The 17,560-nt window shown below is 61.4% G+C and carries 13 protein-coding genes and 1 pseudogene; 3 read left to right on the top strand and 11 right to left on the bottom strand.

All coding sequences use genetic code 11. The features are described 5' to 3' along the window. Nucleotides 1-10: 10 nt before the first annotated feature. On the bottom strand, nt 11-430 hold the full coding sequence (gene copL / locus AC1Q5B_RS12960; RefSeq protein ID WP_046934798.1) for a transcriptional regulator CopL: 420 nt from the start codon (nt 428-430) through the stop codon (nt 11-13). A 176-nt stretch (nt 431-606) separates the two neighbouring features. Next, nucleotides 607-957 carry a helix-turn-helix domain-containing protein gene (locus AC1Q5B_RS12965; protein ID WP_046934799.1) on the bottom strand — a complete coding sequence of 117 codons (351 nt, stop codon included), beginning with the start codon at nt 955-957 and terminating at the stop codon, nt 607-609. A gap of 120 nt (nt 958-1,077) precedes the next feature. Between AC1Q5B_RS12965 and AC1Q5B_RS12970 the strand changes: the two genes are divergently transcribed. Then, the gene (locus AC1Q5B_RS12970) at nt 1,078-1,836 is read left to right on the top strand and encodes a hypothetical protein (protein WP_228903388.1); all 759 of its coding nucleotides are present in this window, start codon (nt 1,078-1,080) and stop codon (nt 1,834-1,836) included. A gap of 20 nt (nt 1,837-1,856) precedes the next feature. Here AC1Q5B_RS12970 and AC1Q5B_RS12975 read toward each other — a convergent pair whose 3' ends face one another. From AC1Q5B_RS12975 to AC1Q5B_RS13005, 7 genes are all read right to left on the bottom strand, one after another. Then, the gene (locus AC1Q5B_RS12975; protein ID WP_054668669.1) at nt 1,857-2,909 is read right to left on the bottom strand and encodes a DNA-binding protein; all 1,053 of its coding nucleotides are present in this window, start codon (nt 2,907-2,909) and stop codon (nt 1,857-1,859) included. A gap of 563 nt (nt 2,910-3,472) precedes the next feature. Beyond that, the gene (locus tag AC1Q5B_RS12980) at nt 3,473-3,844 is read right to left on the bottom strand and encodes a hypothetical protein (protein WP_021201848.1); all 372 of its coding nucleotides are present in this window, start codon (nt 3,842-3,844) and stop codon (nt 3,473-3,475) included. 364 nt (nt 3,845-4,208) lie between these two features. Further along, nucleotides 4,209-4,604 carry an EF-hand domain-containing protein gene (locus AC1Q5B_RS12985; protein ID WP_021201847.1) on the bottom strand — a complete coding sequence of 132 codons (396 nt, stop codon included), beginning with the start codon at nt 4,602-4,604 and terminating at the stop codon, nt 4,209-4,211. Between the two features lie 100 nt (nt 4,605-4,704). Continuing rightward, nucleotides 4,705-5,967 (bottom strand): chromate efflux transporter, encoded by a 1,263-nt coding sequence (gene chrA / locus AC1Q5B_RS12990; protein ID WP_080241902.1) that lies wholly within the window; start codon nt 5,965-5,967, stop codon nt 4,705-4,707. A gap of 42 nt (nt 5,968-6,009) precedes the next feature. Then, complete coding sequence (locus AC1Q5B_RS12995) at nt 6,010-6,927, bottom strand: DUF1259 domain-containing protein (RefSeq protein ID WP_021201845.1); 918 nt, start codon at nt 6,925-6,927, stop codon at nt 6,010-6,012. Between the two features lie 90 nt (nt 6,928-7,017). Then, on the bottom strand, nt 7,018-7,650 hold the full coding sequence (locus AC1Q5B_RS13000) for a superoxide dismutase (RefSeq protein ID WP_100322981.1): 633 nt from the start codon (nt 7,648-7,650) through the stop codon (nt 7,018-7,020). A gap of 214 nt (nt 7,651-7,864) precedes the next feature. Next, nucleotides 7,865-8,803, bottom strand: a complete 939-nt coding sequence (locus AC1Q5B_RS13005) for a chromate resistance protein ChrB domain-containing protein (RefSeq protein WP_031269114.1) — start codon at nt 8,801-8,803, stop codon at nt 7,865-7,867. Nucleotides 8,804-8,887: 84 nt separating this feature from the next. On the opposite strand from AC1Q5B_RS13005, the pseudogene AC1Q5B_RS13010 reads away from it, so the two are divergent. Continuing rightward, nucleotides 8,888-9,841, top strand: a pseudogene (locus AC1Q5B_RS13010) (site-specific integrase); the annotation flags it as partial. Nucleotides 9,842-9,856: 15 nt separating this feature from the next. Beyond that, nucleotides 9,857-12,817 carry a Tn3 family transposase gene (locus AC1Q5B_RS13015; RefSeq protein ID WP_021201841.1) on the top strand — a complete coding sequence of 987 codons (2,961 nt, stop codon included), beginning with the start codon at nt 9,857-9,859 and terminating at the stop codon, nt 12,815-12,817. 333 nt (nt 12,818-13,150) lie between these two features. On the opposite strand, the gene AC1Q5B_RS13020 is transcribed toward AC1Q5B_RS13015, so the two are convergent. After that, nucleotides 13,151-15,838, bottom strand: coding sequence for a hypothetical protein (locus AC1Q5B_RS13020; RefSeq protein ID WP_492632031.1), 2,688 nt, complete (start codon nt 15,836-15,838; stop codon nt 13,151-13,153). Nucleotides 15,839-16,202: 364 nt separating this feature from the next. After that, the gene (locus AC1Q5B_RS13025; protein WP_492632032.1) at nt 16,203-17,279 is read right to left on the bottom strand and encodes a DNA-binding protein; all 1,077 of its coding nucleotides are present in this window, start codon (nt 17,277-17,279) and stop codon (nt 16,203-16,205) included. Nucleotides 17,280-17,560: the final 281 nt, after the last annotated feature.

The raw sequence follows: 17,560 nt of genomic DNA on the forward strand, positions 1-17,560 counted from the left end.
CTAGGGACGCTTAGCCGATCGGTGGTCGGATCAGATGAGGCAAGGCAGGCGCCGGATGCCCCAAGGGCAGCGGCATGACATCCAGGCCCAAGGCCAGTTGTACCGAAACATGCAGGCGCGCAGGCAATGCGCTCGCGCACGCGTGCACGCAGGCGCACCGGCACGCAGACGACTTGCAACAGTCGGGGCCGGCATGATCGCCGTGCCCAGTGCCAGCCTTTTCAATCGATGTGGCATCGGGATGATGCTCAGCACTGTGATGGGCGACGCAGTCTTCGTCGACTTGCACCGCGGCAGCGACTTCGCTGGCCTGCTCTTCCATCACCGGATTCATACTGACCGACGCAAACGCCGACCACGCCCCGTTAAGCACGAGCATGGCGATCAGGATCAGTCGCAGTAGAAGTGAGGAGGCTGACACGGGCGACATGGTAAATCACTTTAGACAAGGCGCGCGTGTATCGGTCGTGAACAAAATCTCAGGCAGGCCTGAGATGCCGCGCCCCGTTAGTCGCGCTAGCCGCGCCCACTGGTGTTCCATCCGGGGGCGCTCCAAAGGGCCGGGTTGAAGCGAAGTGCTGCCCATAAAGCGAGCGACCGTACGGCCTACTTCTCGGATGTGCTCTCGATCAGCTTCACCAGCTCGCGCTTCTGCTGCTTGCTGAGCGAGCCCCAGCGTAGGAGCAACTTGGCCAGCAGATCATCATCGGTGTACAGCAACGCGGCGGGGATCCCCAACGCTTGAGCCAACCGCTCAGCGGTCTCCAGCTTCGGCTCGTGCTTGCCACGCTCGTACTGGTTGATTCGGGGGCTGGCCACGTGAGGATCCAGACCGGCCCGGATGCCCAACTCCTTCTGCGACAAGCCCGTGTGCAGGCGGGCTTGTTTGAGGCGTCGAGCGAAGGTCGGTGTTGAGTCGACTGACAAAGTCACGCGCGCACCCCATGGAGACCCCATAAGGATGGCGGATGTACCCTGCCTTGCATACTAAGATATTCTTAGCTTTGAGGCAACCGGCGACCCCGGTAGCGCTGCCATCGCCAGGAGCCACGCCGCTCCCTCACCCCCGGAACCCGCATGCCCGGAACCTCGTCAATGACGCCATCTGGGGTCGCCAGCATCGAGGCGTTGGGGCTTCGTGGCACCCTTTTCCTTGCCGCGCTGCTGGCCGCGCAGCTACGACGCATACCGGTGGCGCCCACACGCCGCTCCACCTTGCTGGTGCTGGACGCCTTGCGAGACTTGGCCCTGATCCAAGTTCCCTGGCCAGCGGATCGATGGCAGATCCGACCCGATGCCGAGGTCACGCCCATCGAAGATCTGCAATGGGCTTTCGCCTGGTCTACCCACGAGCGCAGGCACCTGCTCCCGGTGCTGGAAGACCAACTCGGTGATATGGCACACGATGTAGAACTGGCGGACGCAAAACTAGAGCTGTGGGATGAACTTGCACTCTGGGAGACCGAGCAGTTTCTAGAGCAGCAATTGCTCAAACATCACTTCGACCCAGGCTGGGCACGTGATGTGGGGTTCGTGTTTCAATCCGGACCGCGGGGTCTGCCGATCGCGCAGTGGCGCTATTGTTGCTGGGCGGCGGTACGCCAAGGCGCGTCGGTGGCAATGCGTCTTGGCGTGCACGACAGCGCCCATGTGCGCGAGGCCATCTTTCAAGAGGTCAAGAAGCGCTTGCGCTACCTGATGACCAGTTCGCCCCAGCAAGGCATGTTCAAGCCCTACCATCTGGCACCGGAGTCCTCAGTAGCCAAGCTGTTCGTAGACTGGGTCGTACCTATGGAATGGGCGTACTGGACTGGGGAGCGCTATCCCGGCCGCTAGCAGGCAAACGAGTAGCCTCGTTAGTCCGCTCCCCCACCCTGCGTACTGCTGCGCCGGGTTCTCTTCACCGTATTTTGTGCCGGCGTCAGTTGATTCAGCAGGGGCTCCAGCGCTTCAAGACGCGCGTTGGCACGCAACGCATCGGCTTCAGCGCTCTGGCGGCGCTCACGCTCCTGCGCAAGGGTGTCTTGGACTTGAGCTAGCTCGCTGCGCAGGGCATCCAAGGCCTTGACGTCAGTCTTCCAGCGCTCCTGCAGTGCCATGTGGTCCGTTGCGGTCTGGCGCAACGCCACGATCTCGCTGTGTTGGCCTTCGTGGACCTGCCTCAACTGGACAAGCTCACGCTCAATCCGCCCATGGCGCTCCAGCCATTGGCCATTGTCGCGGTTAAGCACCAACAGCTCCTGATTCTTCGCGCCCAAGGCTTCATTGGCCTGACGTAAGGCTACTTGCAGCTCTTGGATCTGATGCTCGTGACGGCGAAGCTCTTGCTCGCGCTGCTCTTTGGTTGAAGCGCGGTAGTGCTCGAGCGCTTCCCGGGCGTGGGCATGCTTGTCCTCCAGAGAACGCGTATGCGCCTCGTAATCAGCCAGCCGCACCGTCATGCCGGCGATGCGCTCATTCAACTGGGCGATTTCCGCGACCTTGTCGCGCAGATTCTGCTGAAGTAGGGCGTGAGCGGCTTGCTCTTGCGTCAAGCTGGTCTCAGTGCGCTGCAGCTGACTGCCCAGGGCAGCGGCTTCCTGTTGGGCGGTGGAAAGCGCTTGTTGCTGACGCTGGAGTTCGGCCCCATGGCGTTCTCGCTCCCTGGTGAGGATCGCTTCTGCCTCCTCTTGAAGTCGCGCAGCCAGGCGCGCGACCAAGTCTTGCAAGGCCTCACTCACGGCCACCGCACGTGACGGACCGCCGCCCTCCTCCTCTTCCAGTTCACGCAAGTAGCGATGGATCGTGGTCTTGGAGCCCGTGTTGCCCAGAGCCACCCGAACCGCGTCCACGGAAGGCTTCTTGCCTTGGGCCAGCAGCGCGTCACGCGCTTTCTGGACATCCCCTTTGTAGAGTCCTGCGCGCGCCATGATGCTGTTCTCCAATTATTTCGTAATGTATTACATACCATGTAATTACATACTAATAAAGAGTGCAGGCGGCCGTTCGGCGGCGGCTTTGCTCAGGCGGGATAATGTTGAATTATCCCGCCTGATCATTTTATTCGAGTGGGACGGAGGGAAATTCGGTACGAAATACCGATTTCGAGGTGCGGCTGCACATGGCGCGAGAGCGTGGGACCTCAAGCGGCCCGAGAGAACGCACACGCGTTTCCCCTCGCCTGCAGTTGGACGGCATTGCGGCTTTAGGAGACGGCGGGTTCGCATGGAAGGCGCCCTACTTCTCCGGCGCGGTTATCGTCTCGTGGGCCCCGCACAGGGGCTACCAGGGTTGGCTCGGACTAAGCGGAATGGCGATGACCCCGCGGATAGGCCATGGCTTTTGCGCCGATTGCGGCATTGCTCGAACCCGAAACCGTCACGGGTGGTATCTTCGCTATGTCGCGCGCCAGTTGCGTTCAGTGCATGAACTTCCTGCAGTCGAACCCTCTTGAAGTCGCCACGCGGCCATCCTCTTTCGCGCCTGTTGATCTTCACAGTGGGGAACGAATGCGTGTCACAGTGCCCGAAAAGATTTCAATGCCGTTCTGGAACATCCGGACTTCGTTGCCTCGTCGCTTGACTCCGAAGCACTCGTTCTGGCCGGCGGGACGTACCCATGCGTAGCACAGGCAAGGGCCCTTGACCTTCCATGTGCCATTGAACCTTTCGCCCATATCCACGCCGATGACCGATCCGTCGCGACGGAACTGATTGGTGTAATGCACGCCGTCGCTAAGCTCATGATCGGAGAAAAGTGACTGCAGATCCTTGCCTTGGACAGTACGCCAACCTGCGTCCTCGGCAAGGACGATGCCGGGAAGCATGGAGGCCATGAGCCATCCAGACGCGACGATCACCTTCATTCACCGCCTCCTTTGGAGTGAAGCGACTGCCTCTTCCCACATTTGCGGAGTTCGGCGTGCATGGATGTCCCGGCTCATCATGCAACATGCGGGATGATGGTCACCGCGCCCGGCCGGAAGGATCGACAGCTTGACGCGCGATCCCAAGTTCGATGGGCCTTTTCGTTGCGACATGGCGATCTCGACGTTAGCGTACGTACTTGATTGTGACAGCGGTCTTCGCGTCCGAAGCAACCTGCGCCGGCGCTGATTCCAGATCACCGACATGCGCGTTCGCAACGCCAATTCGCGACGCCGCGGCTCCGTGCGTTACTTCACGTGAGAGCTTTTCACGAAGGGGCGTCCACCGCTTACAGCACCGCACTCACTCGACTGGATTCGTCTCTGCGTCGTGCTCCGCGACTTCCGCCAGCGAGAGCCGCTCGTCACCATTGAAATCCACGCCTGCGAAGTGCTGGCTCAGCGAGTGTTCCATAGGCAATTCCTCCGGCCTGAGGTACCCATCGCGGTTGGAGTCCAAGTCGGCGAACTTAGCTCGGATATCTTCCAGGTCGCAACGTTGCTTCAGCATGCCGACTCCGCGCGAACTGAAGTCGGCTGCATCGCCCCAGGCGGCCAGTTCAATGCACGTCGTAGGAGCTGAATTCGCTGGCCGCGACACCGTTCCTTCATCCTGCAAACTGCTGGAGCGGACCTCCGGAGTGGACACGAGCAGAACAAGTGCGAGGAGCAGAAACGTAGGCTTTTGGTCAATTTTCATTGCAGCTTCTCCAGAAAGTGCGTGTGCGGATATACCTCGGTTCCGGCAGTCGCCGGCGTGATGATGACCAGGCGCTGTTTCGTCGCCCAACGCAACCGGTTCAGTGGCCAAGTGCCTGCGACACCCAGCCCCACAGTGCGGCGCCTGCAATCACCGCCGGAATCACCAGCCGCGCCTTGCTGGCGAATAAGATGCTCAGGACGATCGCAAATAGGATCAGAGCCTCCAGGCCCGTCAGGCTTACGCGCAGAAGGGCCAGCGTCGTTCCCGCAATCAGGCCGACCACGCCTGCGGTCACGCCCTCCAAAAAAAGCCGCACGCGTGGCTGATGCACTATGCGTTCCAAGGCATCGTGACCCAAAAGCGTGAAGGCGAAGGCCGGCAGGAAGATGCCCACGGTCATCACCACTGCGCCCCACGGCCCGCCGCCGAGGTAGCCCACGAAGGTCGAAAAGATGATCAGCGGCGCCGGCAGCAATCCCGACAAAGCCAGGCCGTCAAGGAACTGCGCATTGCTCATCCACGCGCCCTGGGTTACGGCATCGCGCTGCAGGAATGGAATGACGGTATAGGCGCCACCGAACGTCAACAGGCCGGCCTTCAACCCGGACCAGAACAGCAGCAGCAGCGGTACCGTCGCCTGCACGACGGCGGTGCTCTCTGCGCCCACATGACTCAGCGCGTCTAGTCCGGCCAGGCCGCCGTTGCGCACTGCGAACACGACGGTCCCGGCGGCCGCCACTCCGATCACGCCCAGCGCGGCGATGCCGAGGCGGTGGCGTGCCATCAGGTAGATGATCCCGCCCACAGCGAGGATCAGCGCGAAGTGCACACCGGCCAACTGCGCACCTGTCGCCAGGATCGCGATCGCCCAGAGCCAGCGATCGGTGACGACGTGGCCGCCGATGCGAAACACGGCGCGCACGATCAGCGCCGCCACCGCCACCTGGACCGCCGCGAAGATGGCCAGCACGCCGTCGGCCTTCAACCCGAAGCGCACGTACGCCCACGATAGCGCGAACATCAGCACGAACCCCGGGAGCATGAAGCCCAAGCCCGCCAGCACACCGCCCCAGCGGCCGCGCGACAGCATCCCGAAATACACGCACAACTCGTGCGCCTCTGGGCCCGGCAGGATCTGATAGACGGCCAGCACCCGGTTGAACTGGGCGCTGCTGATCCAGCGCTCTTGCTCCACCAATTCATGCCGGATCATGCCGATCTGGGCGACCGGGCCACCCCAGGCTAATGCGCCGAAGCGTAGGAACCGCAGGAACAGCCGCAGCCACGGTTCTTGCGGTACCACGTAGGTGGGCGCGTCGTTGGTCTCGCTCGCGGCCACAGGGTTGGTGACTGTGCTCATGGGGCTCCCGTGGTCGTTGTTTGCGTCAGGTCGTGCATCGGATCACCGCGCCGCGGATTTGACTTGGGCACTTTGGGCATCCAGCACACGGCGAAACCCTTGGGCCAGCCCGGCCGCAGGCCCCTTGCCCCAGAAGTGGACGAAATAGAACGCCGGCTGCTCGCCCACCATGTGGTTGTGCAGCGCCACGACGTGGAAGTCTGCCTGGCGCAGTGCACGCAGCACCGGCTGGACTTCGTCGGCGGTCATGATCACGTCGCCGGTGACGGCAGCAAGCCGATCCGACCCGGTGAAGGCCGCCCAGGTCGTCAGGCCCATCGATCCGCCTACCGGCCGGCCGTGCATGCGTCCCTCCCGGCCGATCGTCACCTTCACCACGTCGCCAGTGATTTCCGGTGGATGCCCGATGGCCTTGGAGATGGCAGCGGCATCAATCTTTCCCGGTGTGGGCACGGGACCGCCGAAGCCAGTGGCCGGCTGCGGGCGCTGCGCGCGCACGGCCTTGATGGCGTCCCACACCTCTTTGACGCTGCCGGCCAATCGCACCGGATCGCCGTGACCGCCGATGTGCATGAAGTACACCTTCGGAGAATCGAAGAAGAAATGGTTGTGGAGCCCGGTCACATCGAGGCCGGCCTTGAACGCTGCGTCCATCGCCGCATCGACCTCATCCTCGAAGACGACGGTGTCACCCATCAGCATCGCGTTCTCGTCCGCCGGCATGAACGCGGCCCACGAGCCGAGCCCTGCGGGCGGCGGCAGCCGCATGCCGTCCACGGTCACCGCCACGTCGTCGCGGCTCCACCCGATGCGAACCACCCCGTCCGGTTGCACCTTCGCGACTGCGCCGCTGGCCTCGCCAATCCGGGCGGAGTCGATCTCGGCCGCGTGAACGCTGGCCCAGCCCCAAAGCAGCGACAGCGTGAGGGCCCGCAGGGCACGATGAGCGATGGCGTTCATGACTACTCCTTACATTTACATCGACAAAAAAGATGAAGGGGCACTTGCGCTCGCGACGACAGCGTCTCAATCTGACGGGCGAACTTGGGGTCAGGCAGCGGAAGGCCTGCAGCAAGCCTCCAGTCGCTGCGCCACGGTGTCCCATTGGATGTTCTGGAAGAACGCATCCACGTACTTGGCGGCCGCGGCGCCGTAGTCCATCTGGTAGGAGTGCTCGTACATGTCCATCACCAGGATGGGCAGCGTGGCCGCCGGGCCGTGAGCGTGATCGGCCATCCAGTAGTTCTCGAGCTGGCGGGTGTGGGTGTTGAAGCCGAGTACCACCCAGCCCGAGCCGCCGCCCAGCCCGGTGCCCATCCGGCGGAATTCGGTTTCCCATGCATCGAAGCTGCCGAAGGCTTCGGCCAGGGCCTTGCGACTGCCGGCATCGGCCTGGCCGCTGCCGCCCAGGTTGTCGAAGTAGTACTCGTGCAGCACCACCGAGCCGGTGCGCAGCAGGTGCTCCCGCTTGAGTTCGTTGTAGAGGTACGGCGGCATGTCCGGTGCGGCGAGCGCCTCGGCAAGGTGCTTCTTCGTCACGGCCAGCGCCTTGACCGAGCCGCCGTAGTTGTTCTCCCAATGCGAGCGGATCAGGCGTTCGGACAATCCTTTCAGTTTGGACGGGTCGAACGGCAGCGGCTTGAGCGTGGGGGTGCTGACGGGTGCAAGTGTGGAGGTGGACATGGCGGTGGTCTCCGAAGTCGGAACGGCATGGGCGGCCTTGGCGGCTCCCAGCGCGAGGGGGGCCGCAGCGGCCATCAGAACGTGGCGGCGTTGCGTGTCGATTGGTGAAGTCATGGTCATCTCGGTGATCACCGGAGCTTGAGGAGAAAGGTGCGGCCCATGCAGTGCGCGCATTGCTGCATCGCGAGCGCGCTTCGATTGAGTGGGAGGCGATTCACGCGGTGCTCCCGTTGCTGCGGAAACTGGCCAGCAGCCCGTCGAACACGGCGCAGGCGCGTTCCAGCAACTGGTCGTCATCGGCCACGGTGTCGCGCAATCCCGCCAGAACGCTTTCCACGCCCGACGCTTCCGGCGGCGGTGCGCCGCCCACGTCGAGGTAATGCACCAGCAGGCCCACGCGTGCGATCGGGCCTTGTTCCAGGCCGAAGCTGGCGGCGAGCACCTCGAAGGTGACGCGGTGGGCGACGTGGCTGAAGGTGGCGCCGTCGAAGTCGAAGCCCAACGCCTCCGGCGGACAGTCAGCCGGGTGGGTGAGCCACAGAATGCGGGCCTCGGGATCGATGAAGCGGCGGATCAACCAAGCGCTGGCCAGCCGATCCACCCACGGACGTCGCCGCGTGGCCCACAGGCGGCCTTGGTAATCGGCGGTGCGCAGCCGCTGGATCGTACCGGCCACAAAGCGCGGCTCGTCTGGCGCCTGCAGGCGGGCACAGGCCATTTCCAGCTCGGCCAGCGTGTCCTCGACCTGCCGCCGCGCTTCGCCCGGGAAGAAGTCGATCGCAGTGATCGACTCGAAGGTCCTGCGCAACTTGCGCGAGTGCTTCAACGCCTCTGACGGCGTAGTGTCGGGAAGGCTTTCACGAAGCCGCGTGGCATCGGCCAGCAGCTCGGTGTAGTCCCGGCTGCGGTCGAACAGGGCTACGTAGGGCGCCTCGTCGGTGGCCTGGGCGGTCAGCAGATGGGTAGCACCGCCACCCCCGGTCACATCGACCGCCACCGCTTCGAGCACGGCACGGTGCTCCGCCGCCGCTGGCAGCACGTAAACACCGTCCCGCAGGGCCGCAGCACCCGCCGCCTTGAGCGAGCGCCAAGCCCGCTGGCGCACCGTGGCATTCTCGGTGGGCAAGGAAAGAACCATGATGAGCCAATTCATTGGTAGAGTATCCTACATGAATGATGTAATTACTACGTCAAAATTAAGCAAGGCAATCGCGCGTGCCGTCGGCGGAGGTCGCAGATGACAGTGGAGCGCTATCTGGAGGCCGCCAACCGCGAAAACACGCAGCGCAGCTATGCTTCGGCACTGCGACATTTCGAGGTCGAATGGGGCGGGCACCTGCCGGCCACGCCGGACAGCGTGGCCCGCTATCTGGCTGATCACGCGGGCGAACTTTCCACCAACACGCTTCGGCACCGGCTTGCGGCCCTGGCAGGCTGGCACCACGAACACGGCTTTGTCGATCCGACCCGGGCTCCGCTGGTGCGCAAGGTGCTCAAAGGCATACAGACCCTGCATCCGTCGGTAGAAAAGCAGGCCGAGCCGCTGCAACTGACCCGACTGGCACAGGTGGACGATTGGCTTGGCGCCGCGATCGCCGCCGCACGCGAGCGCGGCGATCATGCGGACGAACTGCGTCATCGCCGCGATCGCTCGCTGATCCTTCTGGGCTTCTGGCGCGGCTTCCGTGGCGACGAGTTGATCCGGGTGCAGGTCGAGCACCTGCGCCTGGTCACCGGTGAGGGGATGACCTGTTTTCTCCCGCGCAGCAAGGGCGACCGGCAGGCACAGGGCAACACGTACAAGGTGCCGGCGCTGTCGCGGCTGTGCCCCGTGACGACCACGTGGGAGTGGATCGACGCCGCCGGGCTGACCGAGGGGCCACTGTTCCGTGCTGTTGATCGCTGGGGCCACGTTGCGGACGAGGCGCTACACCCCAACAGCCTGATTCCGCTGCTGCGCCGGTTGCTGACGTGCGCTGGGCTGCCTGATGCCGACGAGTACAGCAGCCACTCGTTGCGCCGCGGCTTCGCCGGCTGGGCCAATGCCAACGGCTGGGACGTGAAGGCATTGATGGAATACGTCGGCTGGCGCGATGTGCACTCGGCGATGCGCTACATCGATGGCGGCGATCCGTTCGCCCGCCAGCGGATCGAAGCGAGCTTGCCGGGAACGCCAACGCTGCTTGGGCCTACCTGAGGATACCGAATGGCGTCGATTGAACGGACCGCATACCCGCAATTCAAGCGCAACCCCGTCGTACGCGAACTGGTTGCGGCCTACACGCCGACCGACGCCGAACTGGCCTTTGTTGCCGAGAGTACCCGGCAGCCCGCGCACCGCCTGACATTGGCGATCCTGATCAAGACCTTCCAACGGCTGGGATATTTCCCTGCGTTGGACGAAGTGCCGCCGGCAGTGGTCCGCCATATCCGCGGCGCGCTGAAACTGAGGGTGCAGGTCAAGCCGGCGGTCCTCGCCAACGCCTCGCGCTATCGCTATTACCGCCGGATCCGCCAGTTCCTGCAAGTCCGGGCTTACAGCGATGGCGGCCTGAAGATCGCGGCACGGGCGGTATACGAAGCCGCCGCAGTCATGGACAACCCGGCGGACCTCATCAACGTGGCTATCGAACAGCTCGTGCGCGATCGCGTCGAGCTGCCGGCGTTTTCCACCCTAGACCGCTTGACGCGGCGCATTCGCACGCTGGTCAACGGTCGCTATTTCGCCCAGATCGAAGCGCGGCTGACCGTCGACGAAAAGCAGCGCCTTGAAGGTCTCCTGCAGGTCGAAGAGGGGCGCAAGAAGAGCCCGCTGCACGCGATCAAGCGCCTGCCCAAGCGCGCTTCGCTGCAGCACTTCCAGGAACTGATCGACCACATCGCCGAACTGGGCGAGTTGGTCGGCAGCGAGTTGCACCTCGCTGGCATTCCGGAAATCAAGCGCAGACACTTCGCCGCAGAGGCACGGGCGCTGGATGCCTCCGAGTTGCGCAAGTTTCGTCCCGCCAAGCGCTACGCCGTACTGGTGTGCCTGATCCACCGGGCCCGCGTCCAGACCCGTGACGATCTCGCGGAGATGTTCATCAAACGCATGGGCAATATCCACAATCGCGGCCGCGAGGAGCTTGAGCGGTTGCGGGCACGCTACCGCGAGAAGACCGAAGCGATCGTGGCGACGATGTCGGACGTGGTTCGCGTCCTTGACCATCATCCCGGCGACACTGAGGCGGGCCGGGAAATCCGGCGCCTGGTCAACGCCCACGGCGGCGTGCAGACCCTCCAGGCCGACTGCAATGCCATCGCGGCGCACAGTGGTGACAACCATTTGCCGCTGCTGTGGCCGTTCTACAAGAGCCATCGTGCCACCATCCTGCGGATGGTGCGCATGCTGGATCTGGCCTCGACCACGGAGGATCGCTCGCTCATCGATGCGATCGAGCTGATCCTGACGCAGGAACGGGCCCGCGGCGATTGGCTGGATGAACCGGTCGATCTGGCGTTCACTACCCAACTCTGGCGCAAGAGCATCGTCCATCGCACCGAACAGGGCGAGGAGCGCATCCACCGGCGCCTGTTCGAGGTCTGCGTGTTCTCGTCGCTGGCCAACGAACTGAAATCGGGCGACGTGGCCGTGCGCGGATCGGAAACCTACGCCGACTACCGCGAGCAGTTGCTGCCGTGGGAGCAATGCGAGCCCATGCTGGAGGACTACTGCGGCCAGGTCGGCCTGCCGGCAACGGCCGTGGGCTTCGTCAATGCGCTGCAATCACGCCTGATGCAGGTCGCCGAGCTGACCGATCAGGGCTATCTGGAGAACGGCCAGGTCGTCATCGGCGAGGACGGTATCCCTGTGCTCAAGCGCAGCAAGGCCAAGGAGATGAGCAGCGGCGCCCGTGCCCTGGAGACCGCGATTCTCGACCGCCTGCGCGAACGCAGCGTCATCGAAATCCTGTGCGACGTGGCTCACTGGACACGCTGGACCCGACACTTCGGGCCGTTGTCCGGCTCGGACACCAAGATCGAACAGCCAACCGAACGCTACGTCCTCACCGCCTTCACCTACGGCTGCAACCTCGGGCCGGCCCAGGCCGCCCGGCACCTGCGCGGCGCCGTCTCGGCACACATGCTGTCGTTCGTCAACCGCCGGCACGTGGACGCCAACAAGCTGGCGGCGGCCTGCCGCGACATCATCAACAGCTACGCTGGCCTGCAGCTCCCCAAATTCTGGGGCGACGGCAAGAGCGCCGCCGCCGACGGCACCAAGTACGACCTCTACGACCAGAACTTGCTGGCGTCGTACCACATCCGCTATGGCGGTTACGGCGGCATCGCTTACCACCACGTCTCCGACACCTACGTGGCGTTGTTCAGCCACTTCATCCCGTGCGGCGTCTGGGAGGCGGTCTACATCATCGACGGCCTACTGAAGAACACCTCCGACATCCAGCCCGACACCGTCCATGCCGACACGCAGGGGCAGTCGCTGCCGGTGTTCGGGCTCTCGCACCTGCTGGGCATCCAGCTGATGCCGCGCATCCGCAACTGGCGCGAGTACAAGTTCTTCCGCCCGGACGAGGACATCCGCTACGAGCACATCGAGCCGTTGTTCCGCGACACGGTCGACTGGGACCTGATCGAGACCCACTGGAAGGACCTGATGCAGGTCGTGCTCTCGATCAAGACCGGCAAGATCGCGGCCTCGACGCTGCTGCGCAAACTGGGCAACTACAGCCGCAAGAACCGTCTGTACCAGGCCTTCAAGGCGCTCGGTGCGGCCGTGCGCACCTTGTTCCTGTTGCAGTACATCTCCAACCGCGAGCTGCGCGAGCAGATCACCGCCTCGACCAACAAGGTGGAGGCCTACAACGGCTTCGCGAAGTATTTCTTCTTCGGCGGGGAAGGGGTGATTGCCGACAACGACCCTGTCGAGCAGGAGAAGGCCGTCAAATACAACGATCTGGTCTCCAATGCTGTCATCTTCTACAACGTGGTCGAGCAGACCCGGATCATGAAGTCGCTGATACGACAGGGGTGGAAGATCACCCGGGAGGACGTGGCTTCGCTCAGCCCGTACGTGACCAGCCACGTGAAGCGGTTCGGCGACTACCTGATCGATGTAGAGGCGATTCCGGAACCGTATGAGATCGAACTGGCGTTGGCGGCATAGTCTTGGCGCCAGAAAATATTCTCTAACCAGCTGATTCAATGGATAAAAACGGATCTTGTGAGCGATTTTTACACGTATGTCGGCTGAACCCCCGGATGACCCGATCAATTCGCCATGTGCCTGGTTGCATGCGACCGCCTCGTTTGGCAAAGCATTACAGATAGCCCCGCCAGCGCCAAGGAGGCCAACTTGGGACTAGCCTGCCTAAGGATAGTCCTCGTCAATCCAGGTCCGAACTTCCTCCCGCGTGACAGAGCGCAGGAGAAGCTACATTACTCTGCTGGCCAAAAGGTCCTTGGTGCGAGGACAGCAATTGACTCGTACCGCGCCACTTCATGAGTGGGTAGAGTCGAGGTGCACGGGCAGAGCGCCAACCGCAATAAGCTTACGATCATCGTCGCATGCAAAATATATGCGTAGGCACTTGCGCGGGTTCCTCGAACTGCTGCCTTGAATGTGCAAACTCATCTCCATTTTCCTGCCATCCACAACGGCTTGGTAGGCGTCAGAGAAGCGATGGTTCTCAAGGGCGTGGCCGACGGGACCGTATCGTAAGCGATTGTTCGTCAGGAACTTCTCCCAACGACTCCTAGCTTCAGGATCCTCTCCCCACCTCATGGGCCAATAGTGATCGTGCAACGCCTGCAGCGATGCATAGATCAGGTCTGGGGTCTGGTGAACGATTCGAGAAGCTGTACGCAACGCTTTGTCGGCGAAACGTATCCTTGGAGTAAGTGATTTTGACCATTCCGTGATCCCAGCAAGCGTGGCGGGAAAAGCCGGCAGAGATACATCGGGGATCGGCAAAATGGGCTGATCAGGCACGGCCTGCAAACTGTGCAGTTTCCCCTTGAGCTGGCTGACCAAGGCAAGAGCATCGGCCAGCTCAACGCGCAACGCGTCCGCTTCTCCAATGGCTACATCAAGCTGTTCTTGCAGGGCGCTGGAAGTGGAGATGATCTCAGGATGGATCTCAGGTGCGGCTGATTGACTCGCCGTGCCACGTGCGGCGGCAAGCTCTCTGGATGTAGATTCTCGGATGAAGTCCAATGCATCCCGAAACGCCGGACCCGAACGATTCAGGCTACACGCTTCGGTGACGGCTCGATCGATCTGCTTTCTGACATCAGCAATCTGATGGAAGCTTGGTACTGATTGACTCGCGGGATAGATGTGCCAGGTACCAGGAAGAAGCGGGTAGAGATTGGATTCGTACTCAGTAAGAAGCCCACACCCCAGCTCCCACAGCTGGGCTAAGGCAGGAAGCTTGCAGATCACGGCGGCATCTTCGGGTCTGAACACCCACAGCGAATGCTTACGCTGATCATCATGGATCTCGTTGCGTAGCCTGAACATATCAAAGGATGAGGAGACTACTTGACGCTCTTCAACACCGCTCGCCACATGCAGTCCAGGATTCACGCGCCAAGCGTTGATCAGCCCCGGAATGGAACGGAAGGGGCGGGGAAGATCCGCCCTATCGTGAGTAGACATCCTCAGACCCGCCATGCTGGGTCCGCCAGCCTTCCCATTCACCAGAATTGCCTCCAAGCGCCACGTCCTTGCGACCTGATCCGAGTCGGGGTGCTCAAGGCGAAGGGCAAATAACGCGTCGTTGGCCGCTACCTGTACGCGTACGCCACCCAACTCCATTTCGTGGACACCAGCGGCCCAAGAAGCGGGCAAAGTGGTGCCGATACGCTCGGACAACCATGAGAGCGTCGACGCTGAAGCGTGGGCGAAAGATGTATCCCCCTTGGCGAGCGGCCACTCAAGCGACAGCAACTCGGTGACGTTGATCTTGGCCCGCAATACGCGTTGCTTCTTGTCCTGCCCAGACGACGCCTTTGTCACCTCCGTTGCGCTTGATTGATTCTGGAAGAGATTCACGACATTGCTTGGGCCGCGTTCAACGTACGACGGCGCTTCGTGAAGTTCTTCGCCTGGATCTGCCTGAGCAGTCTCATCAAGAGACCTGAACTTGGCATCGACCTCCTCATAAATTTTATCGAGGGCGGCGAGAACCACTTCATCAAGACTGGCAATCGTCCGATCGTCTAGCGTACTCAGTGAGGGATGCCCTCGACGCGCCGGATTCACAAGTTCAGGCAGGATGGATTGCAGCTTCCCTTTCTCTTCCTTTGAACACGCTTTGAAACGCTGAATGAGAATCTTAAGTATCCGCTTGGCTTCGCCTGGCATCGAGTCGGAGCACAGCTTCCGATAAAGCTGACCCAATGCTGCCGCCATGGCAAGGTTCCAGGAAGGATGGCCAAGCTCAAAATTGCGGAGAGAATGGATGCAAATCGGAAAGTTCAGTGCCTCGCAGGCGATCTCAGCAAGTTGTGGATCGTCAGCTTCATATGGTACGTCTGTAGCATCTAGCTCTGGACCGTAAACCACCATGGCATCATCGAGATACTCAGTCACGATGACATAGCATTCATCGTCCAGCGCACACGGCCCTATTACAACCACTTGTTCGTTGGTCGTCTTGTTCAGGGCTGGTGTAAACGGCTCGAAGTGCACCTCCTTGTCGAGGAACTCAGCCATATCAGTTAGAGCTTCTTCCAGGAAGTGAAGTGCTTTGGTCACATCTTCCTGCTTGGCATCCCATAGGCTCTCGTCGGCAAGGAATCGGCCAACAACTGGCATTTCAGAATCGATGAGCTCAAGGGCCAACGGCGGTAGTTGATCCTCAATCAACTCAATATGAGCGCTTCCTCTTAGCCAAATGAAGTAGCGACGGAAGTTGAGAACGGATTCTGGTAAGTCCCGCTGAACAACCATCGTTAGCCAAACCGACGCGAGCTCACTACGTTGCGTTCCGGCATACATAGCGGTAGCCGAAAGAAACCGCACCAAGTCACCATCGCTTGGATGCCTCTCAAGCATCTTCAATAAATGTTTCAGAAGGTCGATCTTCGTCCATCTTTCGCCAGTAGTCTTATAGCTACCTGCCTTGACTATTCTTGTGGGTGCATCCTTTTCGATCGGGGAAAGGATGTCGACGGCCTTCATGTGGCAAACGACGACCCAGCGGCAGTCATCCAGGAGGACAATCTCGCCACCGGCTGAAGGTGATCTCAAGGTCTTGCGCGCTGAACTCACTACGCACTCGAACTGAGGTAGGCCAAATGCGTTTGCCATTTCGGCCAGGTCGTATCGAGTAACCATGCTTGTGCCTTCCACAGTTGGTTCGTGCCTAACAGCGCCGATCAAGAGTCGCTGCACTACAAGTATGCTTCATTCACACCCGCGCCATCACTTTCCATGCTGAGGAACTGACTTGCCACTAGGGTAGCTGGCCGATTCAGTAGGGTCGCTACTCCCTGCCTCTGTGTCTATGGACCGGCAAGTCTTCAGGACGTAACGTCTTGCACGGCTACTTTTTCTTACTACCCTTTGGTTCAGTTGAAGCGCCAGCAGCTTGTAGCAAGCTCTGCAGCGTTGTTTCAATTCCATTGAGCGAAGCCAGAGAGGTGCTGGCAAAATCAAGATTAGCCTTGTGTTCTGAAGCTTGTTGGCGCACCTGCAATTGCAGCGCTTCTACCAAGCTCTCCATACCCACAAGTTGTGCGCTGACAACTGCATGATCCTTCTTGCCCTGTGCCACGTCCGCCAATGCGGCATCCAGTTGGGATTGCAGTTCGTCAGCCCGAATACGTGCGGCATCCGTCGTGACGCGAGCACTGTCCAGTTGCGTAGACAGGGTTGCGTATTGCAGCTCTACCGAATGAAGACTGCGCACTGCATCTTCTTTTTCCGCGATAGCGGTCCGAGCCCGCGCGGCTTGTTCTGAGGCATACACCCGAGAATGTTCGGCGAGCTCACGGGCAACCCGCAGTTCGCCAGCAATACCGCTCAAACGCTGCAGTTCCTTCTGCTGCAGCTCGTCTCGTTCCTTTCTCATGGCCAACTGTTGAAGCGTGGCTGCATAGGTCGCTTCATTGGCAGCGAGCTTCGTCAAAGCTGCCTGTCCCTCGGCTCGGGACACATCCAAGTCTGACAGCGCCTTTCCAAGGTCGGAACGCACGTCCTTGAGGTCTGACTCCAGCTTTGAAATCAGGTTCTGCTGTTCGAGTTCGCGAATGTCCTGCCGCTGCGCCCGTGCCAGCAAGTCCTTTTCGAGGGCTTCGAGCGAGGCCTGACGCTCATCAAAAGCGGTCTTCCGCTGTAGCTGTGACGCCTCCAGCTCTTTCATGGCGTCTTCGGTCAGCCGCTTGAGTTCAGCCTGGAGACCACTGGTGGCTGTTTTCGGTGGCTTAGCTGCCGCCTTGCGTGCCAGTTCCGGCCCGAATTCGCGGTACCACTCTCCAATGTGCCGCTGCACCACTGGCGGGCTGCCGCGGCTGTCGAGTTCGCGGCGCACGTTCGTCGGGTTCGGGTACTGCCCGGCGGCCACCAGCTTGGCCACAGCGGCAAAAACTTCCTCTGCGGAAATGGTTGAAGGTCGCGCCATGGCTGATCCCGGTGTTAGCAATGCCCCGACATTAAAGCGTTCTGAGCATTTCTGCAATCGTTTTACGGTTCCGTATTTCGTTATTCGTATAACGTCCGACAATGACACTTGTAGGACGTTAAAAGCTGGGGTAGGGTGAACCGCCGGAGAACCGGGCTCGGAAAAGCCGTGACTTTTCCCCCCGCTCCCGGCTAAGTCACAGATTTATTGTGCACTCCGAGAAAGTCACAGATCTACTGACAAGACGCCGCTGCCAGAAGGACCGAACAGCGGCGCGATGC

This window comes from Pseudoxanthomonas sp. GW835-FHT14C01, from assembly GCF_058793715.1.